Origin of the sequence: Campylobacter volucris, from assembly GCF_008011665.1 — a bacterium.
GTDB lineage: Bacteria > Campylobacterota > Campylobacteria > Campylobacterales > Campylobacteraceae > Campylobacter_D > Campylobacter_D volucris_A.
The window spans coordinates 46,938-68,692 of the sequence record NZ_VOWJ01000002.1; the positions used below are offsets into that span (position 1 = coordinate 46,938).

The window sequence follows — 21,755 nt, forward strand, 5'->3', positions numbered from 1 at the left end:
ATGTTTACAGCATTTTATAATGGAGTAAATGGAGTAAAATCTCAAAGTTATAGTATAGACAATACTGCCCATAACATATCCAATGTCAATACTGTAGGTTTTAAATATTCAGATGTCGGATTTAAAGATGTGTTTTATAGTACTTTAACAACCCAATCTTACAATAATGGACAAGTAGGATATGGTTCTGCAGCAGCATCAGCAAATGATATCTTTGAACAAGGTCCTTTAGTAGCAACCGATCATGAATTTGATGTGGCTATAAACGGAAAAGGATTTTTTGGAGTATCAAATGGCAATGGAATTTACTATACTAGAAATGGAGCTTTTAGACCTGATGCTAATGGAAATTTAGTAGATGCTAATGGAAACTATGTCTTAGGAACTATGAATCCATCATTACAAGAAATTCAACTAAGCGATAGAGTTTCAAATATGTTTGGACAACAATTTGATCAAAAGGTTACTACAGCTATCACAGGAAAACCTGGGGAAAATTTCCAAATAGGAGGAGTTAATACCCAAGGTCCAATTTCTGTTCCTAAAAATCTTTATTTACCACCTCAACCAACCCAAAGTATAACTTGGAGTGGAAATTTAGACACAAGCACTAAAACTGAAGCTGTAAAAGTTGATATCAATATTGATAAGATTGCATTTAATAGAAATGAAGATGGTAGTATAAATATTTCAGGTAGCGTTAAAGATGATAAAATATTCGGATTAAAACCCGGCGATAGTATTTATTTTACCATAGCAGATGAAAATGGCTCTACTCAAACTCTAGAAGCTAAATTGGATGAAAATTTTGCTTTTACTTTAGAAAATAAAAAATTAGACAAAATTGATACTACAACTGCCAAGCTTCAAGAAGCACACTTAAGTGTTGAAAAAGAAGTAGCTGATAGCACTGAATTGTCTGCAAAATTAATAAATCCTGATGGTTCTACAAGCTGGGTAAAAGTTAAACTAGATAGAATTTTACCTCAAAATGGAACCAACTTAGAATACAAAGCCGTAGCACAAGTATATGATCAAGATGGAAACAAAACAGGTGGAACCACAGAAGGCTTAATAACTTTTAATGAATCAGGAGCTTTGGTTTCAAGCACATTAACTTCTATAGACAACAATGGAGTAAGAGTAAATATAAATCTTGGTTCATACTATGATCCAAATATACCAAATTCAGGATATGATGGCCTTCATGCATTAAAAAACAAACAACCTTCGGTACATACCAAAACAGATGGCCTTGGAGAAGGATTTTTAAACAATTATGCTATCAATACAGATGGAACTATTATCGCAACCTTTACAAATGGCGAGCAAATTCCTATAGCAAAACTGGCATTATTTAATTTTATGAATGAGCAAGGCTTGGAAAAGCTTGGTGAAAATTTATATGGACAAACTTCAAATAGTGGTGCTCCAACTTTTTTACTAAGCAACAATGGAACCTTTAGTACAGCATCATTTAAAGGTAGCTATTTAGAACAATCTAATGTAGATTTATCTATAGAATTTACCAATCTAATCACTTTACAAAAAGCATATGATTCAAGCAGTAAAAGCATTACTACTGCCGATCAGATGATACAAAAAGCCATTAATATGAAACGCTAATTTTATTTGACGTTTCTTTATTTTGATTTTTTTCTATAATATAACCTATTTCTTGTTCAAAAAATTCAATCACTCTTTGTTGAATCAAAGAATCTTCTTCGTTTTGTTCTAAAAAGAGTTTAAGTTTATCAAAATTTATCTTTTGAGCATAACGCGGATGGGTTTTTAAAAGAAAGGCTATGTTTTTAAGTAAAGAATCTAAACTCATAGCGTTTTTCAAAATTCTTTCTGTGTATTCTTTGGAAATTTGGACTAAAACAGCTTGCCTGCTTTTATCATTAGGATAAATATCTTTAGCCACTTGAGCTAAAACATCCCATATTTGTGGTTTTATATTTTTACTAGTTGCTATTACTGCTGCAAAAGATTTTGCTCTAAATTCTAAAGATAAATGACTTGGAACAAAAATTTCTCTAAATTTAGATAAAAAGTTTGCAAATAAATTCATCATTTTACACCTCAATGTTTTTTAAGATATTTTAAGCTATCATTTTGTTCGCCTTCTCTTAGACCTGTGCAATGCTATTTTTAAGCACCGCTTCAGGGTGGGAACACAGCAGAGCACTTGATCTTAGTGTGTGCCGCAGTCATCTGGGAGAGGGTTTTAAATTTTAAAATACTCTTGAATATTCTCGCATATCTTAAAGAAATTTACCCCATTAATTGTTGGATTTTCCTTAAAATTATCAAACATTCCATTAAAGCCGCTTTCTAATTCTTTAGACTTTACCCCATAACTTATAGATAAAGCTGCCTCTATAAATGCTGCAAGTTTATCACAATATTTTAAAGCCTTACCATCAATAGCTTTAAAATGATCTTCATTAACTGCATCCAAACTTCCACTATAAATGCTTGGCTTATTATTGAAAATACGATTTTCAAATTCATTCTTTATAAATACATTATCAGATTTTTCTCTAATACCTAATATATAGCTAAATTCTTCTTTTAAAGAATGTGGTATAAAAGGTAAAATCTTCTCATTTATAAGCTTCATCTCATATTCATTAATAATTTCATTTAAACCATCTATGCCATATTTCACAGGAGATATAATATCTCTTGTCAAACTCTCTGGCAAATCATGAAATAAAGCACAATAAAAATTACTTTCTAACCTACCATCGCAAGCATTTATTTTTAAAGAATAAAAATAACTTAAAATCGCCACTACAAGCATATGACCTAAAACTGCAGTTTCTGGAATCCTTGGAGTTTGAGCCCAACGCTTTTGAAAACGCAAACGCCCGCTTAAGTCAATGATTTTTGCTATTTTTTGATTTAGAGCAATTTTTCTAGCTCCAATTAACTCATAATAATCTTCTAATTCTTCTTCAACCTTAGTTTTAATCTCATCAATATCATGTAAAAAAGAACTAGTTTGATACACTATATTAAATTCCCATTTTGTAGCAAAATACGAAGCAGCCTTTAAAATAAGTCTTTCTTTTGCATGATCTTGCCCTTTTAAAAAATTTTCATATCTTGCTAAAAATTGACCATTTTCTATATCTTGTATCATAGGAGAAATTTTACTCAATACCCAAGCACTCATTTGCTCATTTTTAGCACGCATAATCTCATGATACACATCAGGACGGATGTCAGTTACTACAACTCTACTTAAAAATTCAAAAATCCCCGCTTCTATGATAAAACGCATATTAACATCTTTTTCCATCTTAGCCATAAAATATGCGATAATAAATTTATGCGCTTGTTTATCAAGCTCAACTAAATTTGTCATTCTAGGATAATCATTCCATCTTGAAATAGATGCAGCTTTAAAAATATGTTCTATTAACTCTACACTAATCATTATTTGCCTTTTTAATTGTGATTTTACTTTATTTTATATTCTTTAGCAAATTTTATTTGATTAAATTTCAGTGGCTTAATAATTTTAATTCGTAAAAATCACATTTCTATACTTTATATCCACTCTTTAGAATATTCTAAATATTTTTTATTTTTATTCAAAACCACCAAAGCTTCTTTAGCTCTTGTTAATGCAACATATGTTTTGAAATCATTTTGTATGTTATTTATATCTTCGCTTACAAAAATAATGATTTTATTTTCCATACCTTTAAAACTATTTATAGTAGATATTGTTATTTCATCATTATCTAATGAAAAATCTTCTTTGCTACTAAACATATCTTTCGTATTGATACCTTTATTGCTTAAAAAAAATTTTACATCATTGCCTATATTTTTATTTAACACTAAAATAGTTATATCTTTGGGTTTATATTTTTCATTTATAAAACTCTTGCAATAATATAAAATTTTTATATATAAATTATCTTTATTTATATTCTCCCAAATTAATGGTTGAAAATCTAATATATTCTCATTGATAGTAGTTTGTAAACTTAAAAAATCACCAAAATTTTTATCAGGATGCTCTATTAAATATTTTTTTAAAAACAACTCGAAGAAATTATTTGTTTTTTGAATTAAATTCGGCAAACGCCAAGATCTTTTTGATTCTTTTAAAATACCCCATATACCTTTAAATTGATATCCATATCCACCCATACTCTCTTTAATCCAAGAAACATCTCGATTGTATAAATTTTGTTTATCGTCTGCTACCAACAAAATTTCATTGTTTTCGCTTAAAAAATAAAGCAAAATATCAAACCATTCTTTTTTAAAGTCCTGAGCCTCATCGATTAAGATAGCGTCATATTTTCTATTTTTAACATTTTGACAATCATTTTGCAGTTTTAGCACTAATTCAATTAAATTTTTCTCATATTCTTCAAAGCTTCCATTAGATTTTACTTCTAGTCCATTTTCTTCTACAAATAATTTCGCAAAACCATGAAAATGATTATATTCTATAAGATTCCAATCAAAATCTTTAAATGTATTATTAAGTTGATCTTTTATATATCTTTTCAGTGTTTTATTAAAACAAACAATTAACACTTTTTTATCAGCATTTGCTATATTTACTGCCTTTTGCGCCACAACAAGAGTTTTTCCACTTCCAGCACTACCTTTTACCCTTCTCCATGAATTTGGTGTATGCTCTATAAGTCTTTTTTGCTGTTGTGTTAAATATATTTTTTCTCCTAATTCTTTTTTATGTTTCTCTGGCGATATAAAATTTTTTATTTGCTTGTAATGTTTTAACATGATATTTGGATAATTTGATACAAAAGCAACTAAGTCATTTTTCTTATCAAAACCAAAAATTTTAATCCCATCTTCACCTAAAAAATTAACCACATCTTGTGTAATGGAATGATGGAAATAATGAATACAAACAACAGGGGTTTGTTTAAAAATATTAAATTGCTCTTTGTATCTTTTTAATTGAGAATTTGGATTAGCTATCTCGATCTTTTTGTCTTTAAAATATTTATAGTATTTATCTTTTTCTTCATCTTTTTCATATCTTTCTATTTTCCAATCTTTGATTTCAATAATAAATATACCTTTATTTTTATGACAAAGAATAATATCTGGTCTATTACCATTTAAATTAGGTTGAATATAAATTTCAAAATCATCTGATAAATTTTCAACTAAAAAATTGATTAAAAATTTTTCACCATCTGTTGATATATATTTTAAATTTGCTACTATTTGCATTCTAGACCTTTAATGTTTATTCCCAATAATAAGCATCTTTTTAATCTTTTACACAATCGGTTGTAAAAATTTTGTTTAAAATAACTCAAGATAAATTTTTTCTCCTATAGTAATTTTTTCATTATGATAGATACTAAATTTATTTCCTTTTAAATCGAGTGCAATTTCATAAAATTCACCATAAAAATTACACTCTAAAACCAAAGCTTGCAATGAAGTTTGATTTTTAGAAATTTTAAGATCATTTGGACGCAAAATTCCATTTTTTTTCTTCAAATACTCTTTAAAAGCAAAATCACTAATTTTAGCCTTATCAATATAAAAAGCTTCTCCTAAAAATCTTGCACTTTCGATATTTTTAGGAAAATAATACAAATTGTAAGCATCATTATAATCTAAAATTTTCCCATCCTTAATCAGGGCTATATTATCAGATAAATAAAAAGCATCTTCTTTATCGTGTGTTACAAAAATCGCACTAAGCTTGTGAGTTTTTAAAATATTTTTGATTTCTTTACGCATTTTTACACTTAAAGTATGATTTAAATTTGAAAAAGGCTCATCAAAAAGTACTAGTTTTGGCCTTGCAACTATAGTCCTTGCTAAAGCTACTCTTTGAGCTTGTCCACCACTTAGCTCATTAGGATAGCGACACAAAAGCTCATTTAAATTTAAAATTTCCAAAAGTTCATCTAGTATTTTATTTTGTTCATTTTTATTTAAATGTGAAATTCCAAAACAAATATTTTCTTTTACATTTAAATGAGGGAATAAAGCATAATCTTGAAATAAAACCCCAACATCTCTTTGTTGAGGAGGTAAATATAAATTTTTTGAAGCAACTAGCTTATCTTTTATATAAATTTCTCCTTCATTAATTTCAAAAAATCCAGCTATACATCCAAGCAAAGAACTTTTTCCACAGCCACTCTCGCCCAAAATGCTTAAAATCTCACCTTCTTGCAAACTAAGAGAAATACCTTTTAACACACTTGTGTTTGAAAATGATTTGTGTAAATTTTCTATTTTTAACACTTGCACGAATTTTCCTTTTGGTTATTTTTATCTTGTAAATAATGCATCAAAAAAGTAGGAATGATTCCAAATATAACAATCACCAAAGAAGGTAAAGAAACATTGTAGATTAATTCTGTTTCACTATATGCAAAGACCAAAGAAGATAAGGTTTGAAAACCTGATGGTGAAAGTATGGTTGAAATAGGAAGTTCTTTTAAAATATCTACACAAATTATCACCACAGCCAAAGCCAAATAGTGCTTCATTAAAGGAAAATGAATTTGAGTAAAAATTCTAAATGGACTACTTTTTAATGTTAAATTAGCATAGTCTATGTTTTTAGAAATTCTTTCATATCCTGATTGAGTAGCAAATATACCAGAAGCTAAAAATCTCACAAAATATCCAAAAAATAAAACCAAAAATCCCCCACCAACTGCATACTTAAAAGATAAAAAATCAAAAAACGAATTTAAACCACCAAGTATCACTAAAATTCCAACAGCCACAACAGCTCCAGGTAAAGAATATCCAAGAGTAGTAACCCAAAGAACAAATTTTGAAATTTTATTATCATTTAATCTTGTAACAAAGCACAAATAAAAAGCTACAAAAACTATGCAAAATGAACTCACCAATGATACGCTTAAGCTGTAAAAAGCAGGAGTAAGGGTATTGTAAAAATTTTGTATAAAATCAAATTTAGCCCAATAAATTAGCCAAACTATAGGCACAACAAAAGCTAAAAATCCCAATACAAAACACCATAAAAAAGCTAAAAATGATTTAAAACCTTTAAGCTCATCTTTTGGAGTGGCTATAAAGACATTTTGGGTAAAAGTTTTTCTTCCTCTTTGAATTTTTTCTAACAACATCAACAAAGCTATAAAAACAAGCAATCCAACGCTTAAAGCCACAGCACTAATTTCATCGCCACCACTTCCCCAAGTCCTAAAAATTCCAGCGCTAAAAGTATCTACTCCAAAATACGCTACCAAACCATAATCACTCAAAGTTTCCATAGCTACTAAAAATAAAGCGCCGACTATACCTACTCTACAAAAAGGCAAAATAACTTTAAAGAATGTCTTTAAATTTGAAGCTTTAAGGGTTTTTGCACTTAAAATGATATTTCCAAGTCCATAAGAAAAGGTGTTCTTAGCAAAAAAATACACATAAGGATAAAGAGCAAATGATAAAATCACTACCACTCCATATGTATTCATAATATCTATACGCTTATTTACTCCTAGTATACTTGGTATAATGCCTTCAAATTCAAACAAGTCAATCCACACAAAACCCATTACATAAGAAGGGATAGCCAAAGGTAATATCAAAAACCATTCAAAAAATTTAGAACCAAAAAATTTATAAAACGATATCAAATACGCACTAATTAACCCAAGTATCAAACAAAGTGCCAAAGTACCAAATAAAATCAAAGCACTGCCATAAATATAACGAGGTAAAACATTTTTGCTTAGATGTTTTAAAGTATCAAGATCTATAAAAGGGATATGAAAGATGATAGCGATTATAGGTAATATTATAATTACACAGAAAAAAAAGGTGGCTAAAGACCACCTTAAACTTAAAAATTTCAAATTTTTAATTTTCCTTTATTTCCATTGAACTTCATCAAATATTTCTAAAGCCTCTTTGGCATTACCCCAATAAGCTTCAAAATTTGGTTTTTCTATTTTAAATTCGCCCCAAGATTGCAAAATTTTAGCAGGTTTTACTTCTTTATTTACTGGATACTCATAATTTTGATTTGTTAAAATCTCTTGTGCTTCTTTTGAAAGCATAAACTCTATAAATTTAATCGCAGCCTCTTGATTTTTAGAAGTTTTTAAAACACCTATACCACTTACATTTATATGAGTTCCCCTACCTTCTTGGTTTGGAAAAATCACTTTTACTGAATTAGCTGCTTCGATATCCTTTGGATTTTTAGAGTTTGCTAAATGTCCAAGATAATAACTATTAGACAAAGCGACATCACCTTCTTTTGCATAGATTGCACGGATTTGATCGCGATCTCCACCTTTTGGAATTCTAGCAAGATTTTCCGCTACACCTTTAGCCCATGCTTTTGCTTTTTCTTCTCCTAAAGTATCTATCATAGCACTTAGCAAGGAAATATTATAGACATTATTTGAGCTTCTTACTAAAACTCTACCTTTAAATTTTGGATTTGCCAAATCTTCATAAGTTTTAATTTCTCCATCTTTAATCCTATCTTTTGATGCAATGATAACTCTAGCTCTTGTAGTAAAAGCATACCATTCATTGTTTTTACCTCTTAGCTCTTTTGGAGAAAGTTTTTCCAAAGTAGGAGAACTAACAGAAATAAAAAGATTATTTGTGCGCACCTGCTCTAAATTTCCAGCATCTGCAGTCATAAACAAATCCGCTTTTGAATTTTTACCCTCAACCTCTAATCTTTTTGCAAGTTCATTAGCTTTTGCTTGTACTACATTGACACTAATACCAGTTTTTTCTTTAAAAAGTTTAAAAATACCTTTATCAGAATCATAGTGACGATGAGAATAAATCGTAAGTTCTTGAGCACTTAAACTCACAGCAGCCAACAAGGATAATAAAACTATTTTTGCTTTCATTATGAAATTTTCCTTTGTAATTTTTTGAAATTGATAAGAATTATTGTATTTATTTTGTCTTTATATTTACTTAAATTAACACGCATAATCATTTTTGTGTGTAATTTTATAAAATTAACATTAATCAAGATATTTTAACTCTTATTTTTATACAATTTTTCAGACATATTTCAAAATAAAAGGATTAAAAATGACTCAAGAACAAATTCAAATCATCAAAGATTGTGTGCCTATTTTGCAAAAAAATGGAGAAGATTTAACAAAAGAATTTTATAAAATCATGTTCGAAGAATATCCTCAAGTAAAACCTATGTTTAATATGGAAAAACAAGCTTCAGGTGAACAACCAAAAGCCTTAGCAATGGCTATTTTAACAGCTGCAAAAAATGTAGAAAATTTAGAAAATATGAGAGCTTTTGTAGATAAAGTTGCAATTACTCATACCAATTTAAATGTCAAAGAAGAACACTATCCTATAGTAGGTGCTTGTCTTTTAAAAGCTATTAAAGTAGTATTAAATGCAGATGAAGCTACTCTTAAAGCTTGGGAAGAAGCTTATAAAGTCATTGCTAAATTTTATATTGACATAGAAAAAGAAATTTATGCTAAAAATAAATAATTCTAGGCTTTGAAACCAAAGCCTCTTTTAAACATCTTTTTGGTTAAAACTATTTTATTTTTAAAATTTTTCAACCACTTCTTTAGCAATAGTTTTTATATCTCCTTTTAACTCTTGAATTTGTCCATTTTGCGCGAGTAAAATTCTATCGGCTATATCAAAATAAATATCATCATGAGTAATGGCAAATATAGTAATACCTTTTTGTTTTAAAAGCGGCAAAAGCTTAGTGTAGAAAAATTTTCTGAACATAGGATCTTGATCGGCTGCCCACTCATCAAGTATTAAAATGTCTTTTTTCTCAAGCAAAGCATTAAGCATGGCAAGACGCTTTTTTTGTCCAGCAGAAAGCTTTGTGGTACTAAATTTTTCTTCTACAATTTCAATCTTACTATCAAGCTCTAAAATTTTAAGCCAATAGTCTAAATCATCTTGTGAAAATTTCTCATCCTTTAAAATTTGTGTAAATAAATGAAAGTCGCTAAATATCGCACTAATTAATGCTCTATACTTATAAATATTTTCCGATGTTATTTGCTCATCATCAAGAAAAATTTTTCCTTTAAAATCTGCAAAAAGCCCAGCTAAAATCATAGAAAAAGTTGATTTTCCACTGCCATTTTTACCGATTAAAAAAACACATTCTCCTTTTTTTAACTCAAAATTTACAGGCCAGAGTGTAAATTTTTCATTATATGCAAAAGAAATATCTTTTAAGATTATTTTATTCCAGTGTATTTTATTTTCTATAAATTTAAAATCTGATTTATACTCTTGTAAATTTAAATTTAAAATTTTATCTAAAGCTATTTTTGCCATAAGCAAGGTTGGAAAGCTTCCTATCATCGATACTAATGGTGTTCTTAAAAATAACACACTTAAAGCAATAGTTGTAGCATTTTCAATACTAGTAAGATCATATGCCAAAGCCATATAAAATTCCACTCCAACTAAAGCAAGCATTGCACTATTACTCCAATTATTTGATAAAATGTGCAATGTATTGCCTATAGTTGAACTTTTTTTCTTTTTTAAAGCATTAGTTTGAAATTCATTTTCATAGTATTGTTTTGCTCTTAAAGGATTTAAAGTAAGCTCGTTGTGTCCTTGAAGTATATTTTGATAATTTTTTTGCAAAGCATCATCATTATCTCTTGCTCTTTTAAAGTACAAATAAACCTTACTCATTAAAAAATGATTGATAATAAATACACAAACTATCCATACCAAGCACAAAATGAAAAGCCCAAAAGAAAGATATGCTATATAAGCACTTGTGCAAAAAATTAAAATACTAGATTGCACAAATTCAGGAAAACGCAAAAGTCCAAAAGAAATACTTCTTACATCATTATTTAAAGATGCAAGTATTCTTGCTTTTGTTGTATTTAATATACTTAAAATATTAGTATCTAAAATTTGTTTTACAACTCTTTTTTGCATTTTAAAAATAAAATTTTGTCCAAAAGAACTAAGTGTAATTTCTACAAAAGAAGAACTCGCAAAAAACAAGCACAACAGCAATACGAAATATATAACAATATAAGGATTTTCAAGTTTTGATTTTAGTAAAAATTCATTGATAAATACTAAAGTAAAAACACCTATTAGACTCGTTAATATACTAAAAAACAAAAAAAGACAAATTTTGATTTTGCTTTCTTTAAATAAAGTTAAAATAAAATTCAAGTTAATTACCACCTAACACATATATTCTACTTGCCAAATCTTTAAATGATTTAGAATGGATTAAATTTTGACAAGATTTTGATTTAGAATTGCTTTTAAAATCCATATTTGCTAGTTCTTTTAAGGCGCTTTCAAGTTGATTTTTTACATTAGAATCTGTAGGATTTTTTAAAAGTTCATTTTTTAAATTTGCTATATTTTGAAAATTACTATTTGTTTGCGTACTAACTCCCAAAAGCAAAATACTTTCTTGATCAACAAAAACCACTTTAAAACATTCTTCATCATTACCAACACCAAAATAAAGCTCCTTGCTAGAATTTTGCAAAGAAGACAAATCTTCATTTTTGATATTTGCCACATTACTCATTAGAGTAATGCTCGAAAGTGCTTCATTTTTTAAGACATAATTACTCACATCATTGATAAATATTTTAAGATTACTTAGCGCTTGAGTAGCACTTGCTTCATCTTTGCTAGCACCAAGTTTTGGTAAAGCAATGGCTGCCAAAACTCCTAGTATAATCACCACAAAAACCAACTCCATAATAGTAAATGATTTTTTCATAGCACACCTTGTAGATTTTGTACTTTTGGATTGATAAGATCATCACAAATATCAACAAATTCATGTCTTTCATAAGCTTCACAAGCTGCTCTTGCTATCATTAAAGCATTGTCCGAACAATACTCAAGTGGAGCTAACAAAAGCTCACTTTCATAAATTTTACATAAATTTTCAATTTGCTCTCTTAAACTTAAATTAGCACTAGCACCACCTACTACACCAAAGCGTTTAAATTTATATTCTTTAAAAAGTTTTGATAATTTATCCATAATATGCGCTATAGCTGTTTTTTGAAATGCACTAGCAATCTCGTATTGTCTTTCTTTGGAAAGTTCTTGTTTTAAAATTTCTAATCTAACTTGATTTTTAAGCCCTGAAAAACTATAGCTTAACTCCTTAGAATGAAACAAAGGTATGCTAAATTCTAAAGAGTTATCTTTTGCTTGTTTAGCCAAATTTTCTATGATAGCCCCTCCAGGGTATCCCAAATTCATCATTTTAGCTACTTTATCAAAACTTTCACCAAAACTATCATCACTAGTTCTTATAAGCTCACTAATTTTACCTTTATTGTCAATAAAAAGCACCATAGTATGACCGCCACTTACAAGCAAAACTCCCATATCTAATTTAACACTTTGATCTAAAAACAAAGAATAAATATGACCTTTTAAATGATTTATCGCAATCAATGGTAATTTTAAACTAATAGCAAGCATCTTAGCCATAGCCACACCACCAACCAAACTCACACTAAGCCCAGGTTCATTAGTAACAGCTATGGCACATAATTTATCAAAATATTTTTTACATTGATCTAAAATTTGTGGTAAAGCTTGAGTGTGTAGTCTTGCAGCAAGCTCAGGCACCACTCCGCCATATTGATTGTGCTCATTTTCTTGAGATATTTTTTTATAAAAAATGCATTCATAAGTGTTTTTATCTATAATAGCAATAGAACTATCATCACAAGAACTTTCTATAGCTAAAATAAGATTTTTCATTCAAATTCCACTAAAATCATACCAAGAAATTTATCTTTTTGCTCTGCTTTTTCTATGAGATTATTTGAAATATCTACATTTTTGATTTCTTTTGTATGAGTGTTTTTGGTTAAAATTTGCTCGTTCAAATTTGCATTTTTCAGTTCATAAAATTCTACTCTATAAATTTTTCTTTTTTTATCTAAAGAATATCTACTTTGCATTTGATTTTTAGAAATTAATATCTCACTTTCATCTTTACCCCTATCAAACCCTATAACATTTACTCTCACACCAGAAATAGCAGGGATTTTGAAATTTTGTTTAACTATAATTTTTTTTGCAAATGGAGTTTGTATATTTTGACCATCCACTATTAATTCTACACTATCTAAAGCATTTGAAAATTCAAAATACTCAGGATAAATTCTAGTTTGCAAACGATTTCCATAATTAATCGAATATGAATTTTTTCCTGAAATTACAGCTGTGATTTCATTGCTTGCTTCATAGTTTAAAGTTTGATTTACAGGAAAAGGAAGAAATTTTATAGTTGGATTTGGGTAATCTAAATAAATTAAAATTTTATCATTAAACAATCTCACTTCCAAAGGTTTTTCTATGGCTTTATAAACACCATCTGGGGTTAATTCAAAAGTTCTAGTAAATTCTATATTTGCTTTTTTTAAATAATACTCTATTGCTAAAAGATGATAATACACTCTTAAATGAGTAGGTAAATTTTTACTTGCTTCGTTAGCAAAAGCTGCTTTGTGATTAGATACAACAAAATAAGTTAAAGCTTTAAGCATATCTTTATCATTTTTTTCTTGGGTTTTGGTATTTTTTAAATGATATTGATGTTCTTGAGTTACCAAAGCTTTATTAATATTTTCCACTGCTTCTTTAGCAATGTTTTCTAAATCAGCGTATTTGGTTGAATTAACCTCGCTTTGATCAATAATACTAGTATTGCCCCATCTATTTGGATTTTTATCTTTATTTTCATATTTTGGTCTATAAAATCCACTACCATCGTGTAGATTAATCACCATATTTATTTCAGGAGTTAAGATGAGTTCTTTTATACGCTCTATGGTATGATAGTCAGGATCATTTTTATCAATTTTTGCAAATTTTCTATTTAAATCTCCAAAATTACCCCTATTTCTAGCAATAATACTTTCAAAGGCTAAATTTGGTGCTACAATAATTTTACCTTTAGTAATATTATAATCACTCAACAGCAAGCTTGCAGCATGAAAACCACCTGGTTCATCTCCTTGTATGCCTCCAAGAATTAAAACTGTATTATTATCATCTAAGCTAACACCATTTTCTTTAACGCTAAAAGTCAAAGAAAATACTAAATTTATAAATATGCTCAAGCATATTAAAAACCTCATCTCATCCTCCTATCTAAATATATTTTAACTTGAGTATTATACTCAAAAACATCTTCTATACCATTGATTTTTGGCACCCCAAAATGCTCAAGTGCTTCAAAAATTCCTTTTGCTATATCTAAAAATCCAACCTTTTCTTCCAAAAATTTATATACCATATATTCATTTGCACTATTAATAATCACACCTAAATCAGGATTTTTTAAAAGCTCATCTTTTAATGCAAATATGGGATATTTTTTTAAACTAATCTTTTCAAATTTTAAATTTTGTATTTTTGTTAAATCAAGCGTTTGTATATAAGCTTTATTATGGTTTTGCAAAATAGCTTGTGCTATAGATAAACGCATATTAGCATGAGAAAAATACGCACTAATACCACCATCTTCAAATTCACACAAAGCATGTACTAAAGATTTTTTTTCTATCAAAGCATCAATATTCGTAAAACCATATAAATGATAAGCTTCTATGATTTCAAAAAGCTTATTACACATACTAGCACTATCTATAGTTATCTTAGCACCCATAGACCAATTAGGATGTTTTAAAGCTTGTTTTACACTTACATTTTTTAAATCTTTAACTTTATATTTATAAAAAGCTCCACCGCTTGCGGTAATAAAAAGTTTCTTAATGTTTTTTCTTTTTTCAACTAGACATTTTAATGCTGCATGCTCACTATCAATTGGCATAATTTTAGAAGTATCAAAAAATTTTCCTGCTACTACTAAGCTTTCTTTATTTGCTAAAGCTAAATTTTTTCCAAGTTTTTGCGCCATTAAACTAGAATTTAAACCTGCAAAACCCACAATAGCATTCACCACCAAAGAGCTTTTGCACTGACTAATCATCTCTTTTAAGCCCTCTTGAGCAACAAAAATTTTATTATGATTGACTAATTTTTTATCTTTAAAATCTTGTATGCAAACAAATTTGGGATTAAATTTGGCAATTTGCTCATTTAAAAGCTTTATATTTTTTCCACAAGATAAAGCCTCTATGGTAATATTATTTTTATGAGCTATATAAAGAGTATTTACACCAATACTTCCCGTGCTTCCAAGTACAATCATACCAATGCTGCCATTGCAAATGCTGCTATGATTATCGCATCAATTCTATCTAAAATTCCACCATGGCCTGGTATGAGATTTCCGCTATCTTTAATTCCTGCTTGTCTTTTAAAATAACTCTCAAACAAATCCCCAATTACAGCAAAAATTGCAACCACTAAAGAAATATAAATACTCTTTACAACACTAAATTCAAAAGTACCTATTATAGTTCCTAAAATTCCAGCACATACAATACCTCCAACAACACCTTCTAAAGTTTTATTAGGACTTGTAGGTGAAAACGCTCTTTCGCCTACCAATTTTCCTATAAAATACGCCCCGCTATCACAAGCAACTACTATAGCTATAAGCCAAAATAATACAAACATACCTTCATAGCTTAAAACTTGATATAGCATTAAAATAGGCAAGGTTGGATAAATATATGGCATTAATTCGTTTAAACTATCACTTTTTTTATAAACTAAATATCCTAAAATCAAAATCACACCTGCTAATCCTACATAAAAAGGCTTATCTAAAATCACAGCAATAATAAAAATACCTAAGGCTAAAAAAGTATTTGCGTATTTGGTTTTAAACATGGCTTTGGCTTCATTAAAAGCTAAAAAAAGTAAAATTCCAAAAAGTATAAAATTAATAAAAAAATTATCCAACAAAGCTATAACCAAAACAGCAATTATCATAATAATCGCACTTGCAATTCTCGTTTTCGAAAACATTTTTTTCCTTTAAATACTCAAATCAAGCAAATGAGAGCTTTTTTTAATCTCTTCTTCTTGTTCTTGCTCATCATCTTCTTCTTGAGCTTGCATGTTTTTTTTAGAAGAATGTTTTTTTTCTTCCTCTTGTCTTTCTTTTACTTCATCGCTTAGCCCATGAGATTGATTAACTTTTTCAAGCTTTTCTATGGTTTTTTCTTTAGCTTGAAATTCGCTCATATTTACTAAAGTAGCAAAAGAATCCTTTGCAAGATCATTGCTTGCTTGCGCTGAATGCACTGGTGCATTTTGATTGGCAAAATGTATGCCGCCTATTGGACTTATAGGCATATTTACTCCTTTAAAATGCTTAAAGTCTTGTAATTTGTATAATTTACAAAAGCCTTTTCTTTTATTTTAACAAATTTCTTACTAGTATAATCGACCAAATAAGTCCCAGAACTTAACTTTGAAAATTCCACGCAAATTTTTGCTGCAAATTCTAACACCATTTGACTTATTTTTAATTTATTTGAAGTGATGATAACATGAGCGCTTGGATAATCTTTCACATGAAACCACAAATCATCTTTTTTTGCTATTTTTAACAAATATTCATTGGCTTTTTCATTGCATCCTACGCTGATTTTAAACCCATCTATGTAAAAACTACTCACCCCTACATTTATTTCTTCTTTTTTCACTGCTTTAGTTTTTTTAGGCATTAAAATTTCAAGCTCATACAAAGAAAAACTTTTCACAATCATCGCTTTAAGATTAATCAAAAAATCTAATTTTTCAGTCAAAATTTCTCGTTCGATGTTGATATTTTTAGCCTTTTGCTTAAGTTTTTTTGCCATTTTATAAAATTCATTAGCACTGATTTTAGGAGTATTTTCCAAATTGAAACTAAGCTCATTACCTTCAAAATCTTGCAAAGTAAAATTTCTTTGAAAATTTTGCAAAGAATTTAAATTTGCAAATAAAATATCTGCTTTTTTGCTCAATAAATTTGCATTTTCTATTAAGATTTCTTCTTTTTCTAAATCATTGATATTTTGCTCTAAAGTTTTAATTTTTTTATCTATATTTAAAATCTTATTTTCTTTTATATTTTGCAATCTTTTTTGCTGAATTTCTTTAGATTTTTGTAAAAAATATGCATCAAAATCATCAATTTTTACAAATTCTTCTTTTATATCAAAAGCTTTTAAAGCTTCTAGTTTTTCTCCTATTTTTACCACTCGATAGCTTTTATCTATATGTCTTAGAGCTTCTATGATAAAATCTTTCATATCTGTTATGATTGCATTAGTATTTTTACCTGTAAATTCAAAGTAAATTCTTATATCATAACTTTTATATGATTTTTCAGATAAAACATCAAAACACAAAATTCTATTATTTTCTAAAACTTTTATATCCAAAATTTTTGCATTAGAAAAATATTTTTTAAGCATAAAATCAAATGGCGCATTATAATTTTTAGCTTGGATTTTATCTTTATAAATTGCACTATTGGCTCTAGTTAAATCCATGATAAAACTTTGATGATCTAAACTTAATTCTAAAATATTATCATCAAGTCTTTTTAGATAATTTAGTCTTTTAAAGGATAAAAAATAATCTTTTATTTGTATTAAATCTGTATATTTCATACAAAGTATTATAAAATATTTTAACCAATTTGTGAGGTTTTATGGAAAAAATTCCTTATCCGTGTGTGATTTTATGTGGTGGAAAATCTTCTCGTATGGGGCAAGATAAAAGCTTGTTAGAAGTGAATGGAAAAAATTTAACGCTTTATCAATATGAAAAATTTTCACAAATTTTTACTCAAGTTTTTATTAGTTCTAAAGACAATAAATTTCATCAAAAATTTCCATTGATTTTAGATGAAAATAATTCTTTTTACTCGCCACTTTTAGCTTTAAATTCTATATTTAAATATTTCCAAAATACTTATATATTTATCATTAGTGTAGATAGCCCAAATATAAGCGAAAAAAGTATTTATACACTATTTCATCATTTAAATTCACAAAATATACTTTTAGCTAGCACAAAAAATTATAGGCATTACTTATGTGGATTTTATCATAGTAAAAATTATGAAAAATCCTTGCAATTTTTAAAAGAAAACAATCACAAATTAGGCGTTTTTTGCTCTACAATGAAAGCTGAATTTATAGAATTTGAAAATGAAAATGAGTTTATCAATTTAAATTACTTTGATGATTATCAAAAATGGCAAAGAAGTCTTAAAGACTTCTAAATTTAAAGCAAGAAAAAAGCTATGATGCTACCTAAAACCAACAACGAGCCATTAAAAAATATAAAAGTAGGTATGCAAGTATCTTTTATATGATCGCCTTGCCCATCTGCGTTTAATCCTACGCTCACCCCCAAAGTAGTCTCACTAGCAGGAGATCCAGCATCCCCCAAAGCTCCGGCTACTCCTATGATAAAAATAATCGCAACAGGAGAAAAACCAAGCTGAAGACAAATTGGGCAAAATAAAGTAGCTATAATAGGAATAGTTCCAAATGAACTTCCTATACCTATGGTGATTAAAAGTCCTATAGCCAACATAATCAAAATAGCTAAAAAATGACTTTGATCCATAAAAGGCACACTTACTCTAACAAGCTCATCAATACCACCACTTTGCTTTAAAACTTCACTATATCCAGAAGCTACAAGCATTACAAATGCTATATAACCCATGATTTTAAGCCCATCATCAAATACTAAATTTACTTTATTGTATTCTACTCCACCTAAAAGCACCATCAAAACAAAACCCAAAAGACCTGATAATGGAAGATTGTGTGTTAAAATTTGCAAAAGTAAAGTCAGTCCAAGACCAGCTAAAACTCCCCATTCTTTTTTACCCATAGTCAAATTATCAAAATCCATTTTAGAAATTTGCTCTTCTTTATATTCTCTTGGTTTTGCATAAAACACAAACACGGCCAAAAATAATCCTACTAGCATACAAATTACAGCAAACATCATTGTATTAGAAACTTGATCAAGATTAATCAAAACACCATTTGAATTTAAATTATCCACTAATAGAGTTTGATAGATAAGCCCAAATCCTAGAGGAACCACCATATAAGGAGTAGTAAGTCCAAAAGTCAAAGCACAAGCTATAGCCCTACGATCGATTTTTAATTTATTAAAAATCATCAATAAAGGCGGTATGAGCAAAGGAACAAAAGCTACATGTATAGGAATTAAATTTTGTGAAAAACACGCAATTAAAGCCAAAGAAAGTATTAAAACATATTTTCTATGGGATATAAAATTCGATACAAGTTTTATCAAATACGCTGTAAGATTTGTCTTTGATATAGCAGCAGCAACTGCACCAAGTAAAATATAACTCAAAGCAGTTTGTAAATTTCCTTGCATACCATCAATCAAAATTTTCATAGAATCCATCATAGCTTGAGGTAATTGTGTAAAAAAACTTATAAAATCAAGATGTTCTAAATGCATATATTTTGACCAAACACCTACAAAAATACCACTAAGCAAAACACTAAGCAAAACATTAAACCTAAAAAAACACAACAGAGTCATTAAAATAACGCCCATAAAAACAGGATTAGTCAAAAGCATTCTTTTCCTTACAAAAAATAAAAATAAAAGATTTTACATTTTAAATAATTTTTTTAAATATTCTTTTAAGTTTAAAAAATTTAAGCAAAAATTGCAAAATAAAAACATAAAATGATTTTTTACTTTAAAAAAGGCTTATTGATGAGAAGTGATGCTATCAAAAATGGGCATTTAAAAGCACCAAACGCTCTTTGCTTAGAGCGTGTGGATTAAATGATGGTTTTATAAACCCTTCAACTAGATAGATATCATTATATACTCACAATTGCTTATGAAGCCAGTTAGCAAATATAACACATAAATAGCACTTTTCGCTAAAATATGACATGATTACAGATGGATATTTTAGTGGAGTCGCTATATTTAATATAGATCATATTTCTTCTGAAGCTACCAAAAATAAATTGATAACTCTTTTGTAAGAGAGAAGTGAAATTGAAATAGATGCGGATACTTTAGCATAAATACAAATTTAAGCAATGAAGAAATATCAAAAAAAGCTGAATTTAAGCCATTGCAAAAAGAAATAAATTCAAGATGGTTAAAAATGTATCAAAAAATAGTAAGCAATACTAACAAGGGTGCTGTTTTAAACATATAAAAGTGGCCGGGAGAAAGGGATTCGAACCCCTGGAGGTGTTACCCTCAACGGTTTTCAAGACCGCCGCTTTCGACCACTCAGCCATCTCCCGAAGATATAAAAATTCATATAATGATTGGAGGCGACATCCGGATTCGAACCGGAGATCAAGGCTTTGCAGGCCCATGCCTTACCGCTTGGCTATGTCGCCTTGAGTTACCCCAATAAATGTGGTGCCCGAGGCCGGACTTGAACCGGCACGGAAGAAAAATTCCGAGGGATTTTAAGTCCCTTGTGTCTACCAATTCCACCACCCGGGCGGGTGATAATGGAGCGGGAAACGAGATTCGAACTCGCGACCCCAACCTTGGCAAGGTTGTGCTCTACCCCTGAGCTATTCCCGCAATTTTAAAATCAAAATTATACAAAACTAAACTTAATCAAATATAAATATAGCATACAAATAATTAATTAAATTTTTATATTTATTCTAATATACTTTGAGTCTTAAAAACAACAAATATTACATTTTTTATAAACTAAAATGTAATACTAAACAAAATTAAAGTAAAAGGAGAAACAAGAAACAATGCCAAAACTAAATGTATCAGGAAAGTTAACCTTGATTGTAGGGTTTTTAATCATTATGATTTTAAGCGCAGTAAGTGTTTTAGGTTATTTTCAAACCAAAAGCAATACTTTTGAACTTATTAAAGATGTTCAACTAAAAACAATGGATGATGTAACTTTAGCTTTTAACAACTATGCATCAAGCAAAAGAAAAGCTGTTCAAATATTAGCTGAAGAATTAGCTAGAACTCCTTTAGAAGATAAAGAACAAATTTTATCTCTACTAAATTCTTTTCAAAAATCTTTTGATTTTCAATTGACTTTTTTTGGAATTGAAGATTTAAATGGAGTGTTTTTATCTAATGGACAATATTTAAACCAATCAAAAGGTTTTAATTTACAAAGTGCCACTTGGTACAACCTAACAAAACAAAACAAAAAAACAATTGTAACTGATCCATACAAATCGACAGTAGATGGCAGTATTACTCTAACATACGCAACACCTGTTTATAAAAATGGAAATTTTATAGGAGTTGTAGGTGGAGATTATACAGTTAATGCTTTTTCTAAAGATGTTTTAGCTTTTGGAAGCTCCTCTGCTACATATGCTGTAGTTTATAACAATGAAGGTGAAAATATGTTCCATCAAAGTCAAGATAAAATCTTGACAAAAGATCAACTTGGAACAAATATAGCTAAAACAATAAATACTAACAAAGCATTTTGGTTAGATCCGAATAATAGAGATTCTATGTTTGAAGCTAAAGATGAAAAAGGCATTAAATACCAAGTAATGTGTAATGCCACCATAAATCCAAATTACAATGTATGTACTATCACAGAAAACAGCGCCTATACAAATCCAGTAGAAAAAATTCTTTTTGCTCAAATTGTTGTAGGATTAATAGCGATAGTCATAGCCCTAATCGTAATCAGACTAGTAATCCAATACAATCTCTCTCCACTCCAAAAAATCCAATCAGGCCTTAACTCATTCTTTGACTTTATTAATCATAAAACCAAAGATTCTAAACTCATAGATGTA

The 21,755-nt window shown here is 28.7% G+C and carries 19 protein-coding genes, 4 tRNA genes, 1 other RNA gene and 1 pseudogene; 6 read left to right on the forward strand and 19 right to left on the reverse strand.

Translation table 11 applies throughout. The annotated features are described in order from the left end of the window. Window positions 1-1,626 carry a flagellar hook protein FlgE gene (locus FPD38_RS00305; protein WP_147554834.1) on the forward strand — a complete coding sequence of 542 codons (1,626 nt, stop codon included), beginning with the start codon at window positions 1-3 and terminating at the stop codon, window positions 1,624-1,626. On the opposite strand, the gene FPD38_RS00310 is transcribed toward FPD38_RS00305, so the two are convergent. Beyond that, window positions 1,610-2,077 (reverse strand): hypothetical protein, encoded by a 468-nt coding sequence (locus FPD38_RS00310; protein WP_147554835.1) that lies wholly within the window; start codon window positions 2,075-2,077, stop codon window positions 1,610-1,612. The genes FPD38_RS00305 and FPD38_RS00310 overlap by 17 nt on opposite strands. 52 nt (window positions 2,078-2,129) lie before the next feature. Here FPD38_RS00310 and ffs point away from each other — a divergent pair. Further along, window positions 2,130-2,227, forward strand: an RNA gene (gene ffs / locus FPD38_RS00315) — signal recognition particle sRNA small type. Between the two features lie 3 nt (window positions 2,228-2,230). On the opposite strand, the gene FPD38_RS00320 is transcribed toward ffs, so the two are convergent. The 5 genes from FPD38_RS00320 to FPD38_RS00340 all read right to left on the reverse strand — a co-directional run bounded on the left by FPD38_RS00320 (window position 2,231) and on the right by FPD38_RS00340 (window position 8,882). Then, on the reverse strand, window positions 2,231-3,448 hold the full coding sequence (locus FPD38_RS00320) for an HD domain-containing protein (RefSeq protein WP_147554836.1): 1,218 nt from the start codon (window positions 3,446-3,448) through the stop codon (window positions 2,231-2,233). Window positions 3,449-3,561: 113 nt separating this feature from the next. Beyond that, the gene (locus FPD38_RS00325) at window positions 3,562-5,238 is read right to left on the reverse strand and encodes a UvrD-helicase domain-containing protein (protein ID WP_147554837.1); all 1,677 of its coding nucleotides are present in this window, start codon (window positions 5,236-5,238) and stop codon (window positions 3,562-3,564) included. A 75-nt stretch (window positions 5,239-5,313) separates the two neighbouring features. Beyond that, window positions 5,314-6,279 (reverse strand): ABC transporter ATP-binding protein, encoded by a 966-nt coding sequence (locus FPD38_RS00330; RefSeq protein WP_147554838.1) that lies wholly within the window; start codon window positions 6,277-6,279, stop codon window positions 5,314-5,316. After that, complete coding sequence (locus FPD38_RS00335) at window positions 6,267-7,862, reverse strand: ABC transporter permease (RefSeq protein WP_147554839.1); 1,596 nt, start codon at window positions 7,860-7,862, stop codon at window positions 6,267-6,269. Before FPD38_RS00335 ends, FPD38_RS00330 begins: the two co-directional genes overlap by 13 nt. A 15-nt stretch (window positions 7,863-7,877) precedes the next feature. Beyond that, window positions 7,878-8,882 (reverse strand): extracellular solute-binding protein, encoded by a 1,005-nt coding sequence (locus FPD38_RS00340; RefSeq protein ID WP_147554840.1) that lies wholly within the window; start codon window positions 8,880-8,882, stop codon window positions 7,878-7,880. Window positions 8,883-9,072: 190 nt separating this feature from the next. Between FPD38_RS00340 and cgb the strand changes: the two genes are divergently transcribed. Beyond that, entirely contained in the window at window positions 9,073-9,501 is a 429-nt protein-coding gene (gene cgb, locus FPD38_RS00345) for a single-domain globin Cgb (RefSeq protein ID WP_147554841.1), read from the forward strand. Between the two features lie 60 nt (window positions 9,502-9,561). Here the strand turns inward: cgb and FPD38_RS00350 are convergent, their stop codons facing one another. From FPD38_RS00350 to FPD38_RS00385, 8 genes are read right to left on the reverse strand one after another with little or no spacing between them, the layout of a single operon-like run. Next, window positions 9,562-11,190: a multidrug ABC transporter permease/ATP-binding protein gene (locus tag FPD38_RS00350; RefSeq protein ID WP_147554842.1), complete on the reverse strand. Its 1,629-nt coding sequence runs from the start codon at window positions 11,188-11,190 to the stop codon at window positions 9,562-9,564. A gap of 1 nt (window position 11,191) precedes the next feature. Beyond that, the gene (locus FPD38_RS00355) at window positions 11,192-11,758 is read right to left on the reverse strand and encodes a type II secretion system protein (protein WP_147554844.1); all 567 of its coding nucleotides are present in this window, start codon (window positions 11,756-11,758) and stop codon (window positions 11,192-11,194) included. Then, window positions 11,755-12,762 (reverse strand): tRNA (adenosine(37)-N6)-threonylcarbamoyltransferase complex transferase subunit TsaD, encoded by a 1,008-nt coding sequence (tsaD, locus tag FPD38_RS00360; RefSeq protein WP_147554845.1) that lies wholly within the window; start codon window positions 12,760-12,762, stop codon window positions 11,755-11,757. The genes FPD38_RS00355 and tsaD overlap by 4 nt, the downstream gene beginning before the upstream one ends. Continuing rightward, window positions 12,759-14,147, reverse strand: a complete 1,389-nt coding sequence (gene pgp1 / locus FPD38_RS00365; protein ID WP_147554846.1) for a peptidoglycan D,L-carboxypeptidase Pgp1 — start codon at window positions 14,145-14,147, stop codon at window positions 12,759-12,761. Before pgp1 ends, tsaD begins: the two co-directional genes overlap by 4 nt. Beyond that, window positions 14,144-15,223 (reverse strand): 1-deoxy-D-xylulose-5-phosphate reductoisomerase, encoded by a 1,080-nt coding sequence (dxr, locus tag FPD38_RS00370; protein WP_147554847.1) that lies wholly within the window; start codon window positions 15,221-15,223, stop codon window positions 14,144-14,146. Before dxr ends, pgp1 begins: the two co-directional genes overlap by 4 nt. Continuing rightward, window positions 15,220-15,948: a phosphatidate cytidylyltransferase gene (locus FPD38_RS00375; RefSeq protein ID WP_147554848.1), complete on the reverse strand. Its 729-nt coding sequence runs from the start codon at window positions 15,946-15,948 to the stop codon at window positions 15,220-15,222. The genes dxr and FPD38_RS00375 overlap by 4 nt, the downstream gene beginning before the upstream one ends. Before the next feature lie 9 nt (window positions 15,949-15,957). Continuing rightward, complete coding sequence (locus FPD38_RS00380; RefSeq protein WP_147554849.1) at window positions 15,958-16,278, reverse strand: hypothetical protein; 321 nt, start codon at window positions 16,276-16,278, stop codon at window positions 15,958-15,960. Window positions 16,279-16,280: 2 nt separating this feature from the next. Next, window positions 16,281-17,585, reverse strand: coding sequence for an NFACT RNA binding domain-containing protein (locus tag FPD38_RS00385; RefSeq protein WP_147554850.1), 1,305 nt, complete (start codon window positions 17,583-17,585; stop codon window positions 16,281-16,283). Window positions 17,586-17,626: 41 nt separating this feature from the next. Between FPD38_RS00385 and FPD38_RS00390 the strand changes: the two genes are divergently transcribed. Further along, a complete protein-coding gene (locus FPD38_RS00390; RefSeq protein WP_147554851.1) occupies window positions 17,627-18,202 on the forward strand; it encodes a molybdenum cofactor guanylyltransferase in 576 nt (191 codons plus the stop codon). Between the two features lie 2 nt (window positions 18,203-18,204). Here the strand turns inward: FPD38_RS00390 and FPD38_RS00395 are convergent, their stop codons facing one another. Further along, a complete protein-coding gene (locus tag FPD38_RS00395) occupies window positions 18,205-19,557 on the reverse strand; it encodes a Na+/H+ antiporter NhaC family protein (protein ID WP_147554852.1) in 1,353 nt (450 codons plus the stop codon). Window positions 19,558-19,698: 141 nt separating this feature from the next. On the opposite strand from FPD38_RS00395, the pseudogene FPD38_RS08385 reads away from it, so the two are divergent. Then, window positions 19,699-19,775 (forward strand): annotated as a pseudogene (locus FPD38_RS08385) (hypothetical protein); the annotation flags it as partial. A 386-nt stretch (window positions 19,776-20,161) separates the two neighbouring features. Here the strand turns inward: FPD38_RS08385 and FPD38_RS00400 are convergent. From FPD38_RS00400 to FPD38_RS00415, 4 genes are all read right to left on the reverse strand, one after another. Then, a tRNA-Ser gene (locus tag FPD38_RS00400) sits at window positions 20,162-20,249 on the reverse strand. 25 nt (window positions 20,250-20,274) lie between these two features. After that, window positions 20,275-20,348 (reverse strand) — tRNA-Cys (locus FPD38_RS00405). A 20-nt stretch (window positions 20,349-20,368) separates the two neighbouring features. Continuing rightward, a tRNA-Leu gene (locus tag FPD38_RS00410) sits at window positions 20,369-20,457 on the reverse strand. Window positions 20,458-20,466: 9 nt separating this feature from the next. Beyond that, window positions 20,467-20,541, reverse strand: a tRNA-Gly gene (locus FPD38_RS00415). A 185-nt stretch (window positions 20,542-20,726) separates the two neighbouring features. Here FPD38_RS00415 and FPD38_RS00420 point away from each other — a divergent pair. Next, on the forward strand, window positions 20,727-21,755 hold a 1,029-nt coding region (locus tag FPD38_RS00420), incomplete at its 3' end, for a cache domain-containing protein (protein WP_187153063.1).